This is a genomic window from Arthrobacter sp. Y3221159, from assembly GCF_059089885.1.
In genome coordinates this window covers 184306-202173 of the sequence record NZ_JBNHFC010000008.1, presented here as the reverse complement: position 1 = coordinate 202173, position 17868 = coordinate 184306, and the positions used below count along the sequence as shown (strand labels likewise).

Annotated in this window: 18 protein-coding genes and 1 riboswitch; of the genes, 3 read left to right on the top strand and 15 right to left on the bottom strand. The window is 66.1% G+C overall.

Going from position 1 to position 17868, the window contains the following annotated elements; genetic code table 11:
• Positions 1-318 precede the first annotated feature (318 nt).
• Complete coding sequence (locus AC5RT3_RS10620) at positions 319-1299, top strand: S1C family serine protease (RefSeq protein WP_494124104.1); 981 nt, start codon at positions 319-321, stop codon at positions 1297-1299.
• A gap of 23 nt (positions 1300-1322) precedes the next feature.
• On the opposite strand, the gene AC5RT3_RS10615 is transcribed toward AC5RT3_RS10620, so the two are convergent.
• From AC5RT3_RS10615 to AC5RT3_RS10570, 10 genes are all read right to left on the bottom strand, one after another.
• Complete coding sequence (locus tag AC5RT3_RS10615) at positions 1323-1700, bottom strand: hypothetical protein (RefSeq protein ID WP_494050791.1); 378 nt, start codon at positions 1698-1700, stop codon at positions 1323-1325.
• A gap of 89 nt (positions 1701-1789) precedes the next feature.
• The gene (locus tag AC5RT3_RS10610; RefSeq protein ID WP_494124103.1) at positions 1790-2191 is read right to left on the bottom strand and encodes a fluoride efflux transporter FluC; all 402 of its coding nucleotides are present in this window, start codon (positions 2189-2191) and stop codon (positions 1790-1792) included.
• A complete protein-coding gene (locus AC5RT3_RS10605; protein ID WP_494124102.1) occupies positions 2188-2616 on the bottom strand; it encodes a fluoride efflux transporter FluC in 429 nt (142 codons plus the stop codon). The genes AC5RT3_RS10610 and AC5RT3_RS10605 overlap by 4 nt, the downstream gene beginning before the upstream one ends.
• A 1-nt stretch (position 2617) precedes the next feature.
• On the bottom strand, positions 2618-3331 hold the full coding sequence (locus tag AC5RT3_RS10600) for a metal-dependent transcriptional regulator (RefSeq protein WP_494008678.1): 714 nt from the start codon (positions 3329-3331) through the stop codon (positions 2618-2620).
• A gap of 43 nt (positions 3332-3374) precedes the next feature.
• The gene (locus AC5RT3_RS10595) at positions 3375-4133 is read right to left on the bottom strand and encodes a class I SAM-dependent methyltransferase (RefSeq protein ID WP_494050790.1); all 759 of its coding nucleotides are present in this window, start codon (positions 4131-4133) and stop codon (positions 3375-3377) included.
• 63 nt (positions 4134-4196) lie between these two features.
• Positions 4197-5615: an aminotransferase class V-fold PLP-dependent enzyme gene (locus tag AC5RT3_RS10590; protein ID WP_494124101.1), complete on the bottom strand. Its 1419-nt coding sequence runs from the start codon at positions 5613-5615 to the stop codon at positions 4197-4199.
• A 38-nt stretch (positions 5616-5653) separates the two neighbouring features.
• Positions 5654-5767: riboswitch (SAM riboswitch) on the bottom strand.
• Positions 5768-5928: 161 nt separating this feature from the next.
• Positions 5929-6741, bottom strand: coding sequence for a histidinol-phosphatase (gene hisN / locus AC5RT3_RS10585; RefSeq protein WP_494050788.1), 813 nt, complete (start codon positions 6739-6741; stop codon positions 5929-5931).
• Between the two features lie 48 nt (positions 6742-6789).
• The gene (rsgA, locus tag AC5RT3_RS10580) at positions 6790-7905 is read right to left on the bottom strand and encodes a ribosome small subunit-dependent GTPase A (protein ID WP_494124100.1); all 1116 of its coding nucleotides are present in this window, start codon (positions 7903-7905) and stop codon (positions 6790-6792) included.
• 2 nt (positions 7906-7907) lie between these two features.
• The gene (aroA, locus tag AC5RT3_RS10575; RefSeq protein WP_494124099.1) at positions 7908-9287 is read right to left on the bottom strand and encodes a 3-phosphoshikimate 1-carboxyvinyltransferase; all 1380 of its coding nucleotides are present in this window, start codon (positions 9285-9287) and stop codon (positions 7908-7910) included.
• A 6-nt stretch (positions 9288-9293) separates the two neighbouring features.
• The gene (locus AC5RT3_RS10570; RefSeq protein WP_494124098.1) at positions 9294-9842 is read right to left on the bottom strand and encodes a DoxX family protein; all 549 of its coding nucleotides are present in this window, start codon (positions 9840-9842) and stop codon (positions 9294-9296) included.
• A 293-nt stretch (positions 9843-10135) separates the two neighbouring features.
• Between AC5RT3_RS10570 and AC5RT3_RS10565 the strand changes: the two genes are divergently transcribed.
• Together AC5RT3_RS10565 and rsrA are read left to right on the top strand one after the other, a co-directional pair.
• Complete coding sequence (locus AC5RT3_RS10565; RefSeq protein ID WP_494124097.1) at positions 10136-10900, top strand: sigma-70 family RNA polymerase sigma factor; 765 nt, start codon at positions 10136-10138, stop codon at positions 10898-10900.
• Complete coding sequence (gene rsrA, locus AC5RT3_RS10560) at positions 10897-11157, top strand: mycothiol system anti-sigma-R factor (RefSeq protein WP_009356877.1); 261 nt, start codon at positions 10897-10899, stop codon at positions 11155-11157. Before AC5RT3_RS10565 ends, rsrA begins: the two co-directional genes overlap by 4 nt.
• Positions 11158-11261: 104 nt before the next feature.
• On the opposite strand, the gene AC5RT3_RS10555 is transcribed toward rsrA, so the two are convergent.
• The 5 genes from AC5RT3_RS10555 to AC5RT3_RS10535 form a co-directional block, all read right to left on the bottom strand.
• Complete coding sequence (locus AC5RT3_RS10555; protein ID WP_369299106.1) at positions 11262-11336, bottom strand: 50S ribosomal protein bL37; 75 nt, start codon at positions 11334-11336, stop codon at positions 11262-11264.
• A gap of 119 nt (positions 11337-11455) precedes the next feature.
• Entirely contained in the window at positions 11456-12070 is a 615-nt protein-coding gene (locus AC5RT3_RS10550; protein ID WP_494008671.1) for a PadR family transcriptional regulator, read from the bottom strand.
• A complete protein-coding gene (locus AC5RT3_RS10545; RefSeq protein WP_494124096.1) occupies positions 12070-12897 on the bottom strand; it encodes a DUF4097 family beta strand repeat-containing protein in 828 nt (275 codons plus the stop codon). Before AC5RT3_RS10545 ends, AC5RT3_RS10550 begins: the two co-directional genes overlap by 1 nt.
• 80 nt (positions 12898-12977) lie before the next feature.
• On the bottom strand, positions 12978-13577 hold the full coding sequence (locus AC5RT3_RS10540) for a GDSL-type esterase/lipase family protein (RefSeq protein ID WP_494124095.1): 600 nt from the start codon (positions 13575-13577) through the stop codon (positions 12978-12980).
• Between the two features lie 129 nt (positions 13578-13706).
• The gene (locus AC5RT3_RS10535) at positions 13707-17510 is read right to left on the bottom strand and encodes a multifunctional oxoglutarate decarboxylase/oxoglutarate dehydrogenase thiamine pyrophosphate-binding subunit/dihydrolipoyllysine-residue succinyltransferase subunit (RefSeq protein ID WP_494124094.1); all 3804 of its coding nucleotides are present in this window, start codon (positions 17508-17510) and stop codon (positions 13707-13709) included.
• Between the last annotated feature and the right edge of the window lie 358 nt (positions 17511-17868).

Genomic DNA, 17868 nt, shown 5'->3' with positions numbered 1-17868 from the left:
AAGTCGCACGAAACCCCGGAAACATGCGGAACTTCGGCGCTATTCTTGGTGGCTGGGGTGGTTCAATTCCCCCCATCTCCACCAAAAAAGCCCCGGACTTCCGGGGCTTTTTTGTTGCCCTTCGGCATAGGACGCCAGTGGGGGCGCCCTGACACCCCAGTCCTCGGAGCGGGGTGTTTATCGTTGCCTGGGCTATGGCGCTGCCCGTTCACCCACGGCGTAGCCTGCACGGGACTAGGAGGCAGCCGCCGCTCGTTGTGATCGGTAAGGCCCGGTAACGCAACGGAGGTCCGGGCGGGCACAACCAGGAGGTGCGCCGTGGACCAGGCGCAGGAACCGGTCTTCGCCGACGACGGCGAGGTGCTGGATTCATATTCACAGACAGTCATGCGCGTGGCGGCAGCCGTCACCCCACACGTGGCGGCGATTGAGATGACGGCACGGCGCCGCAACGGCAGGATGCGCATGGGGGCCGGATCCGCAGTCCTCTTTACGCAGGACGGCTATCTCCTGACCAACTCCCATGTGGTGGCCGGGACGGAGAGGGGCCATGCGGTCTTCGCCGACGGCAGCCGGATGGAGCTTGAACTGGTGGGCAGCGATCCCTTGTCGGACCTCGCCGTGGTCCATGGCCGGCGTCCGAAAGTTCCGCCCGCTGAATTCGGGGCCGCGGAAACCCTTCGCGTGGGACAACTTGTTGTGGCGGTGGGAAATCCGCTGGGCCTTGCAGGCTCTGTCACGGCGGGCGTCGTGAGCGGCCTCGGCCGTGCCATTCCGGTGTGGTCGGGCAACAACCGCAGGGTCATCGAAGATGTCATCCAGACGGACGCGGCACTGAACCCCGGTAACTCAGGCGGTGCCCTCGCCGATACCCACAGCAGGATTGTGGGCATCAATACGGCAGTCGCGGGCGCAGGGCTGGGGCTGGCGGTTCCGATCAACGCGACCACGCGGCGGATCATCTCCGCCCTGCTTTCCGATGGACGGGTCCGCCGCGCCTACCTGGGCCTGGTCAGCACTCCCATCCGGCTGAACCCCAGCGCAGTGATCAGGACGGGCCAGCGGGAAGGGCTGCGGATCGTGGAGGTGCTGCCCGGCTCACCCGCTGACAGGGCGGGCCTGGCAGCGGGAGACATCCTCCTTACGGCGGGCGGCCGGCCCGTCAGCAATGCCGAAAGCCTGCAGCGGCTGCTCTTTGCCGACGCGATCGGCCAGCCGCTGGATCTCGCGGTACTGCGGGACGGTGCCGAGAGCCATCTGGTGGCCGTGCCGGACGAAATGACCAGCAACGGCAACTGAGCCGGGAACAGTGAAGTCCCGCGTCAGCGCCCCGTATCCGGCGCCGCCACGTCGGCGATGCCCACGAAACGCGTCCCGACGCCGTCGAACTCGCTCCGGACGAACCCCGGCGCGGCAGCCGGCACGTCCGCGGGTGAATGATGGTGGCAGACAACGTACGTGAAGTCCGGCCACCATTTCTTGGGACGGGCCGCCTCCTCGTAGCCGCAGACCGCACACTCAAGGTGGACCCACACCGGCCGCTTGCCCGTCCGGTTGGCGCGGGACTGGACCAGCCAAGGCGGCGGGTTGTCCAGGATCGCACCCAGTTCGGCCTCGGTCATCCATTTGGGAAGGCCATGGCGCTGGGCCATTTCCAGCGGCACATCCAGGGCAATTGCCGCGTCACGTCTGCTAATCATCACAGTCCACCATACGGGAGGCATCCAAATCAGGACCGAGCCCGGTGGGGCCGGGCGCCCAAGCGGGCTGAACCAACCGGACCGCACGACTAGGCAGTCAGCGCAATGCCGGCAGCAGCCGCGGCAAATCCGAGCACCAGGTTGCCGGCGATATTGAGGGCTGCCGCGCCGACGCGCGACTCCGCGAAGAGCCGAACGGTGGCCGTGGTCCAGGAACTGAAGGTGGTCAGCCCGCCCGCCAGGCCGGCGGACAGCCCGGCCTGCCAGTCAGGGCCCAGGCCGAGCCCCGCTGCCGCTCCGTGGGACAACCCGATGATGAAGCACCCCGCCACATTCACCAGCAACGTGGCCCACGGCCAGTGCAGCTTTTGGTTCCCGCTGCCGGTTCGGACGCTGCGGGTGGAGCTGTGGTGTGCGAACCAGCTGTCGACGCCAAAGCGCAGGAGTGCCCCCATCACGCCGAAGACGCCCACCATGACCGCGCCGATCATTGCCGGCGGCCCGGAACAGCGTCCACTGGTTGTAGGGTGAGCCGCTTGCCCAGCCGCCACCCCGCTCCTGCGGCAGCCAGGCCTAGAAGCAGCGATACTGCCAGATAGGCGATCCACACCGGGTGCTGGCCCGCCCGGGCCAGCTGGTCTACGCCGAACACCACGGCCGAGAACGTGGTGAAGGAGCCAAGCAGTCCGGGTCCCAGTCCGGCGCGAAGCCAGAACGCAGTCCGCGGCCGGGCCATCCAGGCAGTGGTCAGCGCGGCCAGGACAAAGCTGCCGGCAACGTTGATGCACAGTGTTGCCCACGGCACCGACGCGGGCTGCTCGGGGAACGCCAGCGTCAGGCCGTACCGGAGTTCGCTGCCAACCAGGCCGCCGACGGCAACAGCCAGCCATGCCCGCCAGACGGGCGCCGCTCCCACGTCAGCTGTCTCCCAGCAGGCAGCCTGGATGGGGATGGTCGCTGTGGACCCAGAGGGCTGAGGTGATCTCGTCCGCCAGGTCGTAATCCCTGGTCCGCCCGGAGTTCCGGATCCGCACCATCAGGGCACCGCCGAACGGCCGGCGTCCCACCACCTCTACTTCGGCGTCAAGGTCGATCTCCTCGGCGGACAGATAGCGGAGCAGGTCCGGGTTATCGTCGCTGATCCGCGTGATCCTGCCGGTGTGGCCCTTATCCAGCTCGCCCATCAGGTGCGCCCTGGGCATTAGCACCTTGCCGTCCGCCGTGGGAATAGGATCCCCGTGCGGGTCCCGGCTGGGATCGCCGAGCTTCGCGGCGACGCGCTCAATGAAAGTATCTGACACTGCGTGCTCGAGCAGTTCGGCCTCGTCGTGGACCTCATCCCAGCTGTATCCAAGCTGCTGGACCAGGTAGGTTTCGATCAGCCGGTGGCGCCGCACCATGGACAAGGCAAGCCGCAGTCCCGCGTCCGTAAGGGTAATGGCGCTGTACGGCTTGTGGTCAACAAGGCCCTGGTCCTTGAGCTTGCGAACCATTTCCGACACCGACGAATTGGCCACGCCCAGCCTTTGAGCCAACTGCGAGGACGTGATGGGCTTGTCCTGCCATTCAGTGAAAGAGTAGATGACCTTGACGTAGTCCTCAATGGAGGAGGAGGGCGCGCTGGTCTTCACAGGACCAAGCCTACCGGGTGCCCAGGGAGCGCGGCGGAACCGCTCATACTTTGACTGCCCGCCACGACAACGTCAGGTACGGCAGCCCGATGTCCTCGTCCGCGGCATGTCCCAGGTGCTCATGCAGGTACCAGTCAAGGTTGGCGAGGACCTTGGCACGGGTGGCATCACCTGCCCGGAGGTAATAGCTGCGCGATTTGGTCAGTTCGATCAGGTCCTCGGTGCTGACGGTGTCCTGCCAGTGCGTCACGTGGCTTTCCAGCTCACCGAATTCCGGGCCCACCACCGGCCGGTGGCCGGGCTTGTAGACGTCCCCGGCGTGCATGATCCGTGAGAGCCGGTGCACCCAGGGGACGGTGGTGTCCAGTTGGTTCCAGACAAGCCCGAGTGTGCCGTGCGGACGCAGGACGCGTGCCAGTTCGGTGCTCGCGGTGAGGGGATCGCACCAGTGCCAGGCCTGGGCAACGGTGACGACGTCGAAGGCGGACGACGGCAGGCCGGTGGCTTCGGCGGTTCCCAGGACCGCGGTGGCGCCGGGATAGTGTGCCTTCAGCTGGTCCAGCATGTCGGCGGAGGGGTCGACTGCGGTGACGGCCAGCCCGCGTTCCAGCAGGAGTTCAGTAAACTTGCCGGTCCCTGCCCCGGCGTCGAGCGCATCCCTCGCGCCCGCGGGGATGAGCCAATTGGCAGAGTCGGCGGGATAACCGGGCCGGACCCGCTGATAGTGCCTACCGCCCTGCTGGAAACTCTTGCCCAGCTCCCGGCGCCGCCCGAGATCCAGCTTTGGGCCACCCCGAACCACGTGCGGCCTCCTTCAGTCAATGCCCTGCGGTACCTTCCGAATTTACCGCATCTGCCGGATGGGTCAGTCGTCGGTGCAGGGAGCAGCGCCGGCGGTCCCAGGCGTGTTCGGGGCCCAGTGCGGGTAGGTGCGGGTGTCATTGGCGGGAACCCACCGCCCTGAGTCCACCACGTAGTCCCAGCCGAGCCCGTCACGGCGCAGCTTGGCGATGCCGGCCAGGAGCCGCTGGGCATCCTCCAGCCGGGAACCTACGCCGAAGCTGGCGCGGAGCGAACCCGAAGGCAGGCCCAACCGCTTCAGCAGGGGATGTGCGCAGAAGCGTCCGTCACGCAGGCCCACGCCGTGCTCGGCCGACAGGTACGCAGCCACGAGGCCTGCGTCGTAGCCCTCAACCGAGAAGTTGACCACGCCGATGGTGTCGGTGTCCGGGTTGGTGTCCTTGAAGATCTGGTGCACTGTGACGCCGTCGATCTCCTGGAGGCCCTCCACCAGGAAGGAACGGATGGCGGATTCGTGGGCGTGCCAGCGTTCCTGGTCCAGGCCCGCGATGACCTGGGTGGCCTTGGCCAGGGTGGCGGCACCCAGGACGTTGGGGGAGCCGCCCTCGTGGCGGGCCGGGCCGGTGGCCCAGCTGACGCCGTCGAGCCTGGCCTCCTTGACCGCGCCGCCGCCGGCGAGGTGCGGGGTTCCGGCGTCGAGCCAGTCCGGCCGTCCCACCAGGACGCCTGCGCCGAAGGGCGCGTACAGCTTGTGGCCGGAGAAGGCGACGTAATCGACGTCGTCCGCGCTGATGTTGATGCGGCGGTGCGGCGCCAGCTGGGCCGCGTCCACCACGATGCGGGCCCCGTGCTGGTGGGCCAGGGCCGCAAGGGCGCGGACCGGGAGGATTTCGCCCGTGACGTTGGAGGCGCCGGTGATGGCCAGCAGGCTGACGCCGCCCTGTTCCAGCTCTGCACGTACGGCGTCGATGGTTCCCGCGATGGTGTCGGCGGCAACAATGCTGCGGTGGGGAACGCCCTGCCACGGCAGCAGGTTGGCGTGGTGCTCAATGTCCAGGTACAGGACGTCGCCGGCGGGCTGGCCGCCGTTGAGGGGCAGGCAGCCGGCCAGCAGGTTGAGCGAGTCCGTGGTGTTCCGCGTGAAGATGACGGAGTCGTTCGGGCGGCCGCCCACAAAGTCGCGGACGATGCTGCGGGCGTTTTCGTAGACCGAGGTGCTGATCTGGGACGCGTAGCCGGCACCGCGGTGGACGCTGGCATAGAAAGGCAGGATCTCGTTGAGGTAGGCGGACACCACCGAGAGGGCGGGGGCGGAGGCGCCATAGTCAAGGTTGGCGTAGCGGATATGGCCGCCGGAAATCAGCGGTGCCTGGATTTCCGCGCCGGTGACGGCGGCGAGAGGCCGGCCGGCCAGTGCCTGCCGTTCGTCAAACACGGAATCAGCGGTGATGGCGGCGTTGGGGGAGACGGTGGCAGTTGTCACAGAGACCTCACTTCAAAACAGGACTCCGCTATCAAGGGAATCCGCGCTTGCCGCATCCGCTCCGGACCGGCCTGGTCGTCACCCGGGGCACCCCACCGCGAATGGAGGGTTGCCGGCCAGCAAACCGGGGTTTTGCGCTGGCACTCGTGACCTGGTTAAGAGCGTAGAACATGGGCCGGCCAGGATTGAAGCCGGCGCAATTGTTAAGGCCTTTGTTACGCGGGAATGGAAAACAGGCTTTTCGGCGAAGAAGACGACGGCGGACACCTCCTTCTGGAGGTAACCGCCGTCGTTTGTTCGGTTGCAGGGGGCTTTAGAGCAGGTCGTCAAGGTACGGGTTCAACCGCTGCAGCACCTCCGAGTGCAGGATGGAGTTGGTGGCCAATGCGTTCCCGCCGAACGGGCCATCCTCGCCCTCAAGCGATGTGAACCGCCCACCCGCCTCCACCACAATCGGCACCAATGCAGCCATGTCGTACAGATTGAGCTCGGGTTCGCAGGCGATGTCCACCGAGCCCTCTGCCACCATGCAGTAGGACCAGAAGTCACCGAAGGCACGGGTCCGCCACACATCCTCGGTAAGGCCGAGGAACTCGTCCAGGTTTCCCCGTTCCTTCCAGCCGGAGAGGCTTGAATAGGACAGTGAGGCGTCGGACAGGCTGGAGACGTCGGACACCCGCAGCCGGGTAGCCGCGGCAAGGGAACGGCCCATGTAGGCACCCATGCCCTTGGCCGCCCACCAGCGCTTGCCCAAGGCTGGAGCGCTCACGACGCCGACCACCGGCTCGCCCTCGTCAACGAGGGCAATAAGGGTGGCCCACACGGGGACGCCACGGACAAAGTTCTTGGTTCCGTCGATGGGGTCGATGATCCAGCGGCGCGAGCCGTGGCCGGTACTGCCGAACTCCTCACCGAGCACTGCGTCGCGGGGGCGGGAGCGGGAGAGCTGGCCGCGGATGGCTTCCTCGGCGGCCTTGTCCGCGTCGGTGACCGGCGTCAGGTCGGGCTTGGTCTCCACATGGAGGTCCAGTGCCTTGAAGCGGCTCATGGTCTGGTCATCCACGGAGTCGGCCAGGACATGGGCCAGGCGCAGGTCATCGTTGTAGCTCGAAGCGGGTTGGATCATGGTTCCAAACTACCGTCTGCAGGCTGTTCTGCTGGGAGATTGGCTTTGTCAGTTGACGCTGCCGAGCTCCTTTGCCTCCTGGGCTTCCTCCCGCGGATCCGCTCCGAGCAACCGGCGCAAGGACGCCAGCCGAGCCTCTCCGGTCGGGCCCGCGTGGCCTTCCGCCACCCAGGCATCCAGGCCGCAGTTAACGGCAGTTGCCGTGTGCTTGCAGCCGCGTTCGCAGGCGTCGGTGCCGGGGGAGAGGTCCGGGAAGGACCGCAGGATCCGGTCCGGGTCCACATGCGCCAGGCCAAAGGAGCGGATGCCGGGGGTGTCAATGATCCAGCTGCCCGGCGGTGCGTCAACCAGCCGCAGGGCCAGTGCTGACGATGATGTGTGCCGGCCCCTGCCAGTGACCGCGTTGACGCCGCCGGTGGCACGTTCGGCTCCCGTGAGCGCGTTGACCATTGTTGACTTGCCGACGCCGGAGTGTCCCAGCATGACGGTGACCTTGCCGTCCAGGTAGGACCGCAGCGCGGCAACAGCGGCGCTGTCCAGCCGGGCTGACAGGCCGTCGTCCGAGCGGGCATCAATGCCGGACGCCGCAAGGTCGGCGGTCCGGCTGATGATCACGGGAAGCTCGAGGTGAGTGTAGTTGGACAGGAGCTCCGCCGGATCCTTGACGTCCGCCTTGGTGACCAGCAGGATCGGGTCGATGCCGGCGTCGTAGGCCGCGACGAGCGCGCGGTCGATGAAGCCTGTGCGGGGTTCCGGGTTGGCGGCGGCCACCACGATCACCAACTGGTCGGCGTTGGCCACCACGGCCCGCTCCACTGGGTCAGTATCGTCAGCGCTGCGCCGCAGGAGCGTCTTCCGGTCCTGGATCTTGACCAGCCGGGCCAGGGTATGGGGGTCGCCGGAAACGTCCCCCACGAGGGAAACGAAGTCGCCCGCCACAACGGGGGAGCGGCGGAGTTCGCGGGCCCGGGCGGCGATAACTGTACGCTCGTCAGCGGAGTCCTCGCCCACCACGGCTGTGTACCGCCCCCGGTCAACGGTGATGATCCGCCCGGTCACGGCGTCGTCGTGGCTGGGGCGGTCCTTGGTGCGGGGCCTGGACCCCTTTTTGTTGGGCCGGATCCGGACATCCGATTCGTCCCAGGAATCAGTGCGCCTTGCCACCGCTAACCTTCCGCCCCGGTGCGGGCCTCCTGCTGCGGGGCACCGCCCTGGGCGAGCATGTCCGCCCAGAGCCGGGGAAAGTCGGGCATGGTCTTTGCCGTGGTGGCGATGTCCTCCACCTGCACTCCTTCCACCGCCAGGCCCAGGATTGCCCCTGCAGTGGCCATGCGGTGGTCGGCGTAGCTGTGCACGACGCCGGAGTGCAGCGGGGCGGGGCGGATCACCAGGCCGTCGCTGGTTTCCTCGGCGTCGCCGCCCAGGCGGTTTATTTCCGTAACCAGCGCGGCGAGCCGGTCCGTTTCATGCCCGCGCAGGTGGGCTATCCCGGTGAGCCGGGACGGCCCCGATGCAAGGGCGCACAGGGCCGCTACCGTAGGTGCCAGTTCGCTGGTGTCGGCGAAGTGGGCGCCCTTGATTTCGGGACCGCCCGTGACCGTGAGGACGCCGTCCTCAAGTGTCACTGTCGCGCCCATCTCGGGGAGGATGCTGCGCCACAAGTCACCCACCTGCTGCGTCTGCTCGGGCCAGCCGGGAATCCGGACGGTCCCGCCTGAAGCCAGCGCCGCTGCGAGGAACGGGCCGGCGTTGGACAGGTCCTGCTCGATCCGCTGGTCGAAAGCGCGGATGGGGCCAGGTGAGACAACCCAGTGGTTGGGCACCGAGTCATCCACCTGGACCCCGGCGCCGCGGAGGACCGCAACTGTCATGTTGATGTGGTCCAGGCTGGGCACTGGTTTGCCCACGTGCTCAAGATGCAGGCCCTCGGTGAACCGCGCCCCCACCAGCAGCAACGCGGAGACGAACTGGGAGGACGCGCTGGCATCGATCACCAGGTGCCCGCCGCGGACCTCCCCGCTGCCTTCCACCACGAACGGAAGCGACGACGGCGTGCCCCCATCCTCAGCGGATACCGTAACGCCCAGCGCCCTCAGCGCCTCGATAATGGTCCCCATCGGACGCTTGCGCGCGTGCGGGTCGCCGTCGAACACGCTGGCACCGTTGCGCAGCGCCGCGAGCGGCGGAACGAAACGCATGACCGTGCCGGCGAGGCCGCAGTCAATCCTGGTGAGCGGCTGCGCCGCATCCTGCCCCAGCGGGACCACTTCGAGGTCCGGCCCGAACGCGCCATCGCCCGGCACTTCCGTGATGGTGGCACCCAGCTGGCGGAGCGCCTCGACCATCAGGGCGGAGTCGCGGGAGTGCAGGGGTGCACGCAGGCGTGACGGTCCGTCGGCCAGCGCGGCAAGGACGAGGTACCTGTTGGTCAGGGACTTCGAGCCGGGAACCGTGAGAGTGGCGTTAACGGGCCGCGAAGCGAACGGTGCGGGCCAGTGGGGGACAGGAGCTCCGGAATCGTCCCGGGTGGCGGCTGCAGCGGTCATTCGTGCTTATGCCCCCGTGGCCTGTTCAACGGCGCGCCGGACGGCCTTGTCCGCCTTGGCCAGCTTATTGTTGGTGGTCCTCCGGGCGTCCGAGGCAAGGTGCGAGGCACCCTTGCGGGCATCGGCCGCCAGGTGCTCGGCGCGCCAGGCCAGGCCCGGCTTGCCGGCCGTGTCCACGGAGGCGAGCAGTGCCCCGCCGCTCAGGGACAGGTTCTTCAGCAGCTGGTTGCGGCGCGTTTCGCGGCCTTCCTTGCTGCTGATGTCCGCGCTGCGCCACTCCACGAAGGTATTCAGCAGGGAGATGACGGTGAGCAGGCTGGCCGAGAGCCTGGAGAACTTGCCCAACCCGAAGAGAACGCCGGCGCCCACCTGGGTCCCGCCGATCACACGGGCCAGCATTTTCTCGTCCGCCTGGAACGGCAGGGACGCCGCAGCCTTGCGGAGCAGGGGGGAGAGCTGCTGCGCCGTCTCGTCGGTGTTCTTGAGCTTATCCACTCCGGCAAGGACAAAGCTGGAGGCCAGCATGGGGCGGGCGAGCGTGCGTATAAAGGGCATGGATTTCCTCCTGATGGACGAACCGCGTCTTCGGCGGGGAGTCCGTTCTAGTCTTGCACTTTTGGGGAATATTTGCCTGCGACCGGGGGTTATGGCAAAGGCGGGTCGGCAAGGGCGGCCGCTATTCGAATCATGAAATAGATGTTCCACGACATACAGAGCGGAGCTGGGCCTTGAGGCAGGTGTTGGACGGAGTGGAAGCAGTGGGCCCGTTGGCTGTTGGCCTGGTGGATGAGGATGCCTCCGGGTATGGCTCGCCGCGCGCGCGGAGCCTGACAGTAGACTTGAAGGCAATGAGCACCCTGGATCCGGCCGTCTCGGCCATGTATGAGGCTTCGAACAGCGGCGTGAAGGGCACGCCCGGTGCGGCGCCCGTGTCCGCATCGGCTGGCGCCCCCGCACCAGGGGCCGACGCCACGGAAACGCTGGTGGACGTCTCGACGGAAACCCCTGAGCAGCGACGCATCCGCTTCGAGCGTGATGCCATGCAGTACGTGGACCAACTGTATTCGGCGGCGATGCGGATGGCCCGGAATCCCTCGGATGCCGAAGACCTCGTCCAGGAGGCCTATACGAAGGCCTTTTCGGCATTCCATCAGTACAAGCCGGGAACCAACCTCAAGGCCTGGTTGTACCGCATCCTGACCAATACGTACATCAACCTGTACCGCAAGCGGCAGCGCGAACCGCTCCAGTCCAACTCGGACACGATCGAGGACTGGCAGTTGGCGCGGGCCGAATCACACACCTCCAGCGGGCTCCGTTCCGCTGAGGCAGAGGCGCTGGACCACCTCCCGGATTCCGACGTCAAGCGCGCGCTCCAGGACATTCCGGAAGAATTCCGCCTTGCGGTGTACTTCGCGGACGTCGAAGGCTTCGCGTACAAGGAAATCTCAGACATCATGAACACGCCCATCGGCACGGTGATGTCCCGGCTCCACCGCGGCCGGCGAATGTTGCGGGACATGCTGGCGGAATATGCCGCCGAGCGCGGATTCAAATCGGCCGCGGATGCACAGGACACGGCTGCAGGCACACAACAGGAGAGCAGGAAATGAGCGACTGCCAGGGATTGGGCGATTGCGACGACACCCGGATGCAACGCATCTACGAATACCTCGATGGCGCCTTGACCCGTGAAGACATCACGGAGATCAAGAACCACCTGGATGACTGCCCGGAGTGCACGGAGCAGTACGACCTCGAGTGCGTCATCCGGAACATGGTCAAACGCTCCTGCACCGAAGCTGCACCGGACAACCTGAAGAACGCCATCCTGGACCGGATCCACTCCATCCGCACGGTTGAGGCATAGGGCCGATACGCACGCCCGGACAGCTGCAGGTTGGAAAGCAAAGGACCCCGGAAGCCGATTGGCTTCCGGGGTCCTTTGCTTGAACCGTAGTCCCTGGCATTTGCCTAGGTGTTGGGGCGCTTCCCGTGGTTCGCGCCGCCACGCTTACGGTCACGACGCTTGCGTGCACGCTTGCTCATAGCTGGCCTCCTTACTGTCGGTACTCAAAAGAGCTGCCCTCAAGTCTCCCACAACATCAGTGCGCCCGCGAACCGGGAGCACCCGCATGACCTGCGATAAGGCGCTGCCTGCCGGCGCCTTACGGCTTCAGCGAGTTCCGGACGGCGATGCGGGCCTGCTCCAGCACTGTGCGCATGGTCTCCAGGGTGACAGGGCCCAGGGGCTGGCTCCGGGCGTGTAGCCGGAGTTCGGTGCGGAGATCGTCCCGGAACTCCTGGAGCATCAGCTCGGCCTCCTTCAGTGACCGTGATCCTTCCGGCGGCACCCTGCCGCCGGGAACCCGGAAGTCCGTTGCGTGGGCGGCGGTGCGGGCCGCCTCGGCCGTGGCAGCCAGGTCCGCCCGGAGGCCGCGCATATTGCTGCGGATGTCCTCCCGCAGGCCGTCGGCCAGCCTTCGCACTGACGCCGAGATGTCGTTCTCCACCCCGGCCAGCTCGTCCCTCCGCCGGTTCAGCTCCGCGAGTCCTGCAGCGGTGATGTGGTAGTTGGTGCGGCGGCCGGCCGATTCCGTGGCCACCAGGCCCTCTTCCTCCAGCTTTCCCAAACGGGGATAGATGGTGCCGGCACTGGGGGAATACGTCCCGCCAAACCGGTCCTTCAGGGCTTTGATGAGTTCGTAGCCATGTTTAGGGCCGGATTCGAGGAGCGCAAGCAGGTAGAGGCGCAGTGCACCGTGCGCGAATACCGGGGGCATCAGTGCCCCGTTTCCGCATTTCCGGCATTCGAGCTGTGGAAGATGGAGGTCTTCCCGGAAACCGAGTTTGTCCGGACCAGCATCAACTGCTCGTCCGGTCCTGCAATGGTCTCAACTTTCCCGCCCACGGACGTGTACTGCCGGTTGCCGATGACCACGGCGCCGCTGGCAGACTTGGCAACAATGTCCACACCGACGTCGTGGGGCAACCGGATGGTGACGTCGCCGGAGACTGAGTTGGCCACGAAGTCGTTGGCGAAGCCGTGCAGGTCGAAGGTCAGGTCACCGCTGACGGTGTTGGCGCGAATGTTCGTGAAGTGGCCGGACGCCGTCACTTCGCCGGAAACACTCTTTGCGGTGAGGACGCCGGTATGGTGGCGGGCAGTCACTTCGCCGCTGACGGTGTTGACGTGGAGTTCCCCGCCTGTGCCGTCCGCCATGACCGATCCGGATACCGTGTTGAGCCGGGTGTGCCCGGATACTCCGGACACCAGGCCGTCGCCGCTGACGATGCCGGCCTCGACCTCCACGTTCCCGGGAACGGCGATGCTGATCACCGCGGAATTTTCGCTGTTGTGGTTGACTGCTCCCATTAGATTCTTGAACCAGCCCTGGGGGCCATGCAGCTGGTGGCGCACTTCAAGGCGGCCGTGGTTAACGGACACCTCCACTGGATCACCGTGGACGTCGGATATTTCGATCCGGGTGACGGGCTCCTGGTGGACCACAACATCGAACCTGCCCTGGACCATGCCCAGCTTCAGGGACGTCACGCCGTCCACATCGATGGTCTGCGGGCTGCTGACGGACCAGTTCTGCTCAGACATGGGAACCTCCGAAGGCGATATATCGTGTACAGATCACGCTACCTCTGGCTGTGGAGCACGTCAAGATATATCGCGAACTGCTAGGCGGGGGTGTCCATTCCCAGCCACTGGAACCAGCCGCGGTGCAACACCAGCCACGCCATGAGGCCATACCCTGCCTGGCCGGGCGTTCCGGCGTTGGCAGCCAGGTCCTGCCGCCACTGCTCGTGGTTCAGGAGCGGGGAGAAGGTATCAACGTAGAGGTGCTTGCGCCGCGTGGTGACGTCCGCGAATGCCGTGTTCAGCTCGTCCAGCCGGCGGTTCTGGGCAGGATCGAGGGTGGGCGGCGGACCCACGACGAACACTTCGATCCGGTTTTGCGAGGCCGAGTCCAGGATGTTTGCCAGGTTCAGCCTGCTGCGCGCGGTGGAGAGGCCGAATTCGATGTCGCGGCCGGAGAGGCCGATCACCAGGCGGTTCTCGGTGTGGCTGCTGAACCTCCGTCCGGCCTCCTCCAGCCACCGGGCGGCCAGGCCCTCGGTGCCTTCCTGCGGGCAGGGGAGGGCGTAGCTTTCCAGGAGCAAGCCGTCCTGGGGAGTGCGGGCCAGGACACGGCCCAGCCAGCCGAGCGCCCGGGGATCTCCGAGTCCGGCCAGCAGTTCATCTCCTACAGCCGCAATGCGCAGCTTCCTGTCTTCCACACGATCCTCTTTACGTCGTTCCCTGGCCGCTGCCACCGTTGGTGCAAGGGGGCGGCGCTGTCCATCCATTAAACAGAACTGCCCGGCCGGAGTCTGGGATTTCGACGTCCGGCCGGGCAGCCTCAGTGCTTACTTGCGTGCAAATGCCTGCTTTAGGAGCACGTCCTGCTCCGCGGCGTGCCGCTTCATGGAGCCGGCGGCCGTGGAGGCAGACGCAGGACGCGAGACCAGGCGGATCCGGCGGTCCAAGGCGTCTGGCAGGTTCAGGCCGATGAACGGCCACGGACCCTGGTTGGCGGGCTCGTCCTGGGCCCAGACAACCTCGGCGTTCGGGTACTTGGCAAGCTCAGCCGCGATCTCGGCGTGCGGCAGCGGGTAGAGCTGCTCGACGCGCACGATGGCCGTGGTCTTGTCGCCGGTCTTCTGCCGGGTGGAGAGCAGATCGTAGTACAGGCGGCCGGAGACCAGCAGGACGCGCTCGACGGCGTCCGCGGCCAGCTGCTCATGCTCACCAATGACCGGGCGGAAGGTGCCGCTGGTGAAGTCCTCGACGGACGACGCGGCAGCCTTCAGGCGCAGGAGCTGCTTGGGCGTGAAGATGATCAGCGGCTTCCGCGGCCGGCTGTACGCCTGCCGGCGCAGCAGGTGGAAGTGCGAAGCGGCCGTGGTGGGGTTGGCCACGACCATGTTCTCTTCGGCACACAGCTGCAGGAACCGCTCAATCCTGGCGGAGGAGTGGTCGGGGCCCTGGCCTTCGTAGCCGTGCGGAAGCATCAGTACCAACGAGGACCGCTGGCCCCACTTCTGCTCGGCAGAGGAGATGAACTCGTCGATGATGGTCTGGGCGCCGTTCACGAAGTCGCCGAACTGGGCCTCCCAGAGGACCAGCGCGTCCGGGCGCTCCACTGAGTAGCCGTACTCGAAGCCCATGGCCGCGTATTCGGACAGCAGGGAATCGTAGATCCACAGCTTGGCCTGGTTGTCCGAGAGGTTGCCCAGGGGGAGCCATTCCTGGCCATTGGCGCGGTCGTGGAACACGGCGTGCCGCTGGACGAAGGTGCCGCGGCGGGAGTCCTGGCCGGCGAGGCGCACGGGCACGCCTTCCATGATCAGGGAGCCAAAGGCCGCGATCTCGCCGAAGCCCCAGTCGATGCCGCCTTCGCGGGACATCTGCTCACGCTTTTCGAGCAGCTGCTTGAGCTTGGCATGGACCGTGAAGCCCTCTGGGATCTCGATGTGGGCCTTGCCGATGCGGGCCAGGGTGTCCGCCGAAATTGCCGTGGCTACCGGCGTGTTGGCATCGGCGTCGGACTGCTGGGCAATGGGCCGCTCGATATCGGACACAGCAGCGGAATCCGCCGTCACGATCGGGATCGGGGAGGTCTGGGCTGCGTGCGTCTCCGCGAAGACGCGCTCCAGCCGCTCCTGGTAGTCGCGGAGCAGCTGCTCTGCTTCTTCCTCGGTGATGTCGCCACGGCCGATCAGCGACTCGGTGTACAGCTTGCGGACGGAGCGCTTGGCCTCAATCAGGTTGTACATCAGCGGCTGGGTCATCGAGGGGTCGTCGCCCTCGTTGTGCCCGCGGCGGCGGTAGCACACCATGTCGATGACAACGTCCTTGTGGAAGCGCTGCCGGAACTCATAGGCGAGCTGGCCGATGCGGACCACAGCCTCGGGATCGTCACCGTTCACGTGGAACACTGGCGCCTGGATCATCTTCGCGACGTCGGTGGAGTACGTGGACGAGCGCGAGGAGGACGGGGCGGTAGTGAAGCCCACCTGGTTGTTGACCACGATGTGGATGGTTCCACCGGTGCGGTAGCCGCGCAGCTGGGACAGGTTGAGGGTTTCGGCAACCACGCCCTGGCCGGCGAAGGCGGCGTCGCCGTGCACCACGATGGGCAGCACGGGGAAGGACTCTCCCTGGTCCAGCCGGTCCTGCTTGGCGCGGACGATGCCCTCAAGTACGGGGTCCACGGCCTCGAGGTGGGACGGATTTGCAGCCAGGTAGACCTTGGTCTCCTTGCCGGTATCCGAGGTGAACGTGCCTTCGGTGCCCAGGTGGTACTTCACGTCACCGGAACCCTGGACCGAGCGGGGATCCTGGGTGCCCTCAAACTCGCGGAACACCTGTGCGTAGGTCTTGCCGGCAATGTTGGTGAGGACGTTCAGGCGGCCGCGGTGGGCCATGCCGATGGCAACTTCATCCAAGCCGTCGTCGGCGGCGTCCGACATGATGGCGTCGAGGAGCGGAATCAGCGACTCGCCGCCTTCGAGGGAGAAGCGCTTCTGGCCCACGAACTTGGTCTGCAGGAACGTTTCGAAAGCCTCGGCAGCGTTCAGCTTGGAGACGATCCGCAACTGCTCTTCACGGCTCGGCTTCGAGTAGGGGTGCTCCAGCTGGTCCTGGAACCACTTGCGCTCGGCAGGCTCCTGGATGTGCATGTATTCGATGCCGGTGGTGCGGCAGTACGCGTCGCGCAGGACGCCCAGGATGTCGCGGAACTTGAGTGTCGGCTTGCCGCCGAAGCCGCCGGTGGGCCATTCGCGGTCCAGGTCCCACAGGGTTAGGCCGTAGGTCAGCACGTCCAAGTCGGGGTGCTTGCGCTGTACGTACTCAAGCGGATCGGTGTCCGCCATCAGGTGTCCACGGACGCGGTAGGAGTGGATCAGCTGCTGGATACGGGCAACCTTGTTGATCTCGTCGGCCGGGTCCACCTGCTTGTCGGCGCTCCAGCGGACGGGCTCGTAGGGGATGCGCAGGGCTTCGAAAATCTCGTCGTAGAAGTTCTGGGCACCCAGCAGGAGCTGGTGGACAAGCTTGAGGAACTCACCGCTGCCGGCACCCTGGATGACGCGGTGGTCGTACGTAGAGGTAAGGGTGAGGACTTTGCTGATGGCGTTGTGGGCAATGATCTTCTCGCTGGCGCCCTGGAACTCGGCAGGGTAGTCAAGGGCGCCGACGCCGATGATGGCGGCCTGGCCCTTGGAGAGGCGGGGCACCGAGTGGACGGTGCCGATGCCGCCAGGGTTGGTCAGCGAAACGGTGGTGCCCTGGTGGTCCTCGGCAGTGAGCTTGCCGCTGCGGGCGCGCTTGATCAGATCCTCGTAGGTGTGCCAGAACTCGGCAAAGTTGAGGGTCTCAGCCTTTTTGATGTTCGGAACCATCAGCAGGCGGGTGCCATCCGGCTTGGGCATGTCGATGGCGATGCCGAAGTTGACGTGGGCCGGCTGGACTGCTGAAGGCTTGCCGTCCACCTCGTCGTAGTACACGTTCATCGAGGGGAACTGGGACAGCGCCCGGATGACGGCATAACCGATGAGGTGCGTGAAGGAGACCTTGCCGCCACGGGCGCGGGCGAGGTTGGAGTTGATGACCACGCGGTTGTCGATCAGCAGCTTGGCGGGAATGGCCCGGACGCTGGTGGCGGTGGGCACCTCAAGACTGGTGACCATGTTGGTGGCTATGGCCTTGGCCGGTCCGCGGAGGACGGAAACAACGTCTTCTTCAGGGGCGGTGGGAGCCTTGACGTTCTTGGGCAGCTGGGCCGGAATCGGCTGTGATCCGGAGGCGGACTCAGTCTTCTTGCCGCCGTCGCGGGCCACGGTGGCGGGAGCCTTTTTAACGGGCGCGGGTGCCGGTGCGGCAGCCGGCGCGGCCGGGGGAGTGGCCGGTGCTGCTGCCGGCGACGGTGCCGGAGCCGCAGGAGCCGCGTTCACAACCGGCATTTCCCGGGTTGGAGGATGGGCAGTGGCCTGCCCCGAATTTCCGTTGGAAGAAGAACTGCTGCCCGAGTCGAACGATTCAAACAGCGGCCACCACTTGGCATCCACAGCGTTCTTGTCCTGCTGGTACTGCTCGTACAGTTCGTCAACGAGCCACTCGTTTCCGCCAAATTCCTCTGGTAGACGGTGGCTTGGCTGCTCTGGCACTTGAAATACGCCTCTTCCATGAGTTTGATTTCTCTCCGGCCCCACGGTGCGTCAACACTACGTTCGAACCAGTCTCTGCGTCCTCTGAACCCAGACCTTTGCAAGTCTAGTAACCATGTTGTGCTAACTGCCAATAAGGGTGACCCAAATCATGAAGTGACGCGGGAACGGCCAAATATGGCGGCCGGAAGCGTGTGAACAAGGGGTTTTAGGGGGAGGCCGTTACGGCGCTTCCGGGCCGTGCCCGGAGCGCGGGGAGGCCGTAGGCGTACCTGTAGACTGAAGTCCTTATGGACAGTAAATCTAGGTGCCGGCCTGGGGGCTGTCAGCGGAGCGCGAAGCACTGCGCCGCACAGTC

Coding starts and splice junctions, on each gene's coding strand:
- AC5RT3_RS10615 (WP_494050791.1), bottom strand. CDS start 1,700: ATGATTAGCAGACGTGACGCGGCAATTGCCCTGGATGTGCCGCTGGAA.
- AC5RT3_RS10610 (WP_494124103.1), bottom strand. CDS start 2,191: ATGATCGGCGCGGTCATGGTGGGCGTCTTCGGCGTGATGGGGGCACTC.
- hisN (WP_494050788.1), bottom strand. CDS start 6,741: ATGATCCAACCCGCTTCGAGCTACAACGATGACCTGCGCCTGGCCCAT.
- aroA (WP_494124099.1), bottom strand. CDS start 9,287: ATGACCGCTGCAGCCGCCACCCGGGACGATTCCGGAGCTCCTGTCCCC.
- AC5RT3_RS10570 (WP_494124098.1), bottom strand. CDS start 9,842: ATGCCCTTTATACGCACGCTCGCCCGCCCCATGCTGGCCTCCAGCTTT.
- AC5RT3_RS10565 (WP_494124097.1), top strand. CDS start 10,136: ATGAGCACCCTGGATCCGGCCGTCTCGGCCATGTATGAGGCTTCGAAC.
- rsrA (WP_009356877.1), top strand. CDS start 10,897: ATGAGCGACTGCCAGGGATTGGGCGATTGCGACGACACCCGGATGCAA.
- AC5RT3_RS10550 (WP_494008671.1), bottom strand. CDS start 12,070: ATGCCCCCGGTATTCGCGCACGGTGCACTGCGCCTCTACCTGCTTGCG.
- AC5RT3_RS10545 (WP_494124096.1), bottom strand. CDS start 12,897: ATGTCTGAGCAGAACTGGTCCGTCAGCAGCCCGCAGACCATCGATGTG.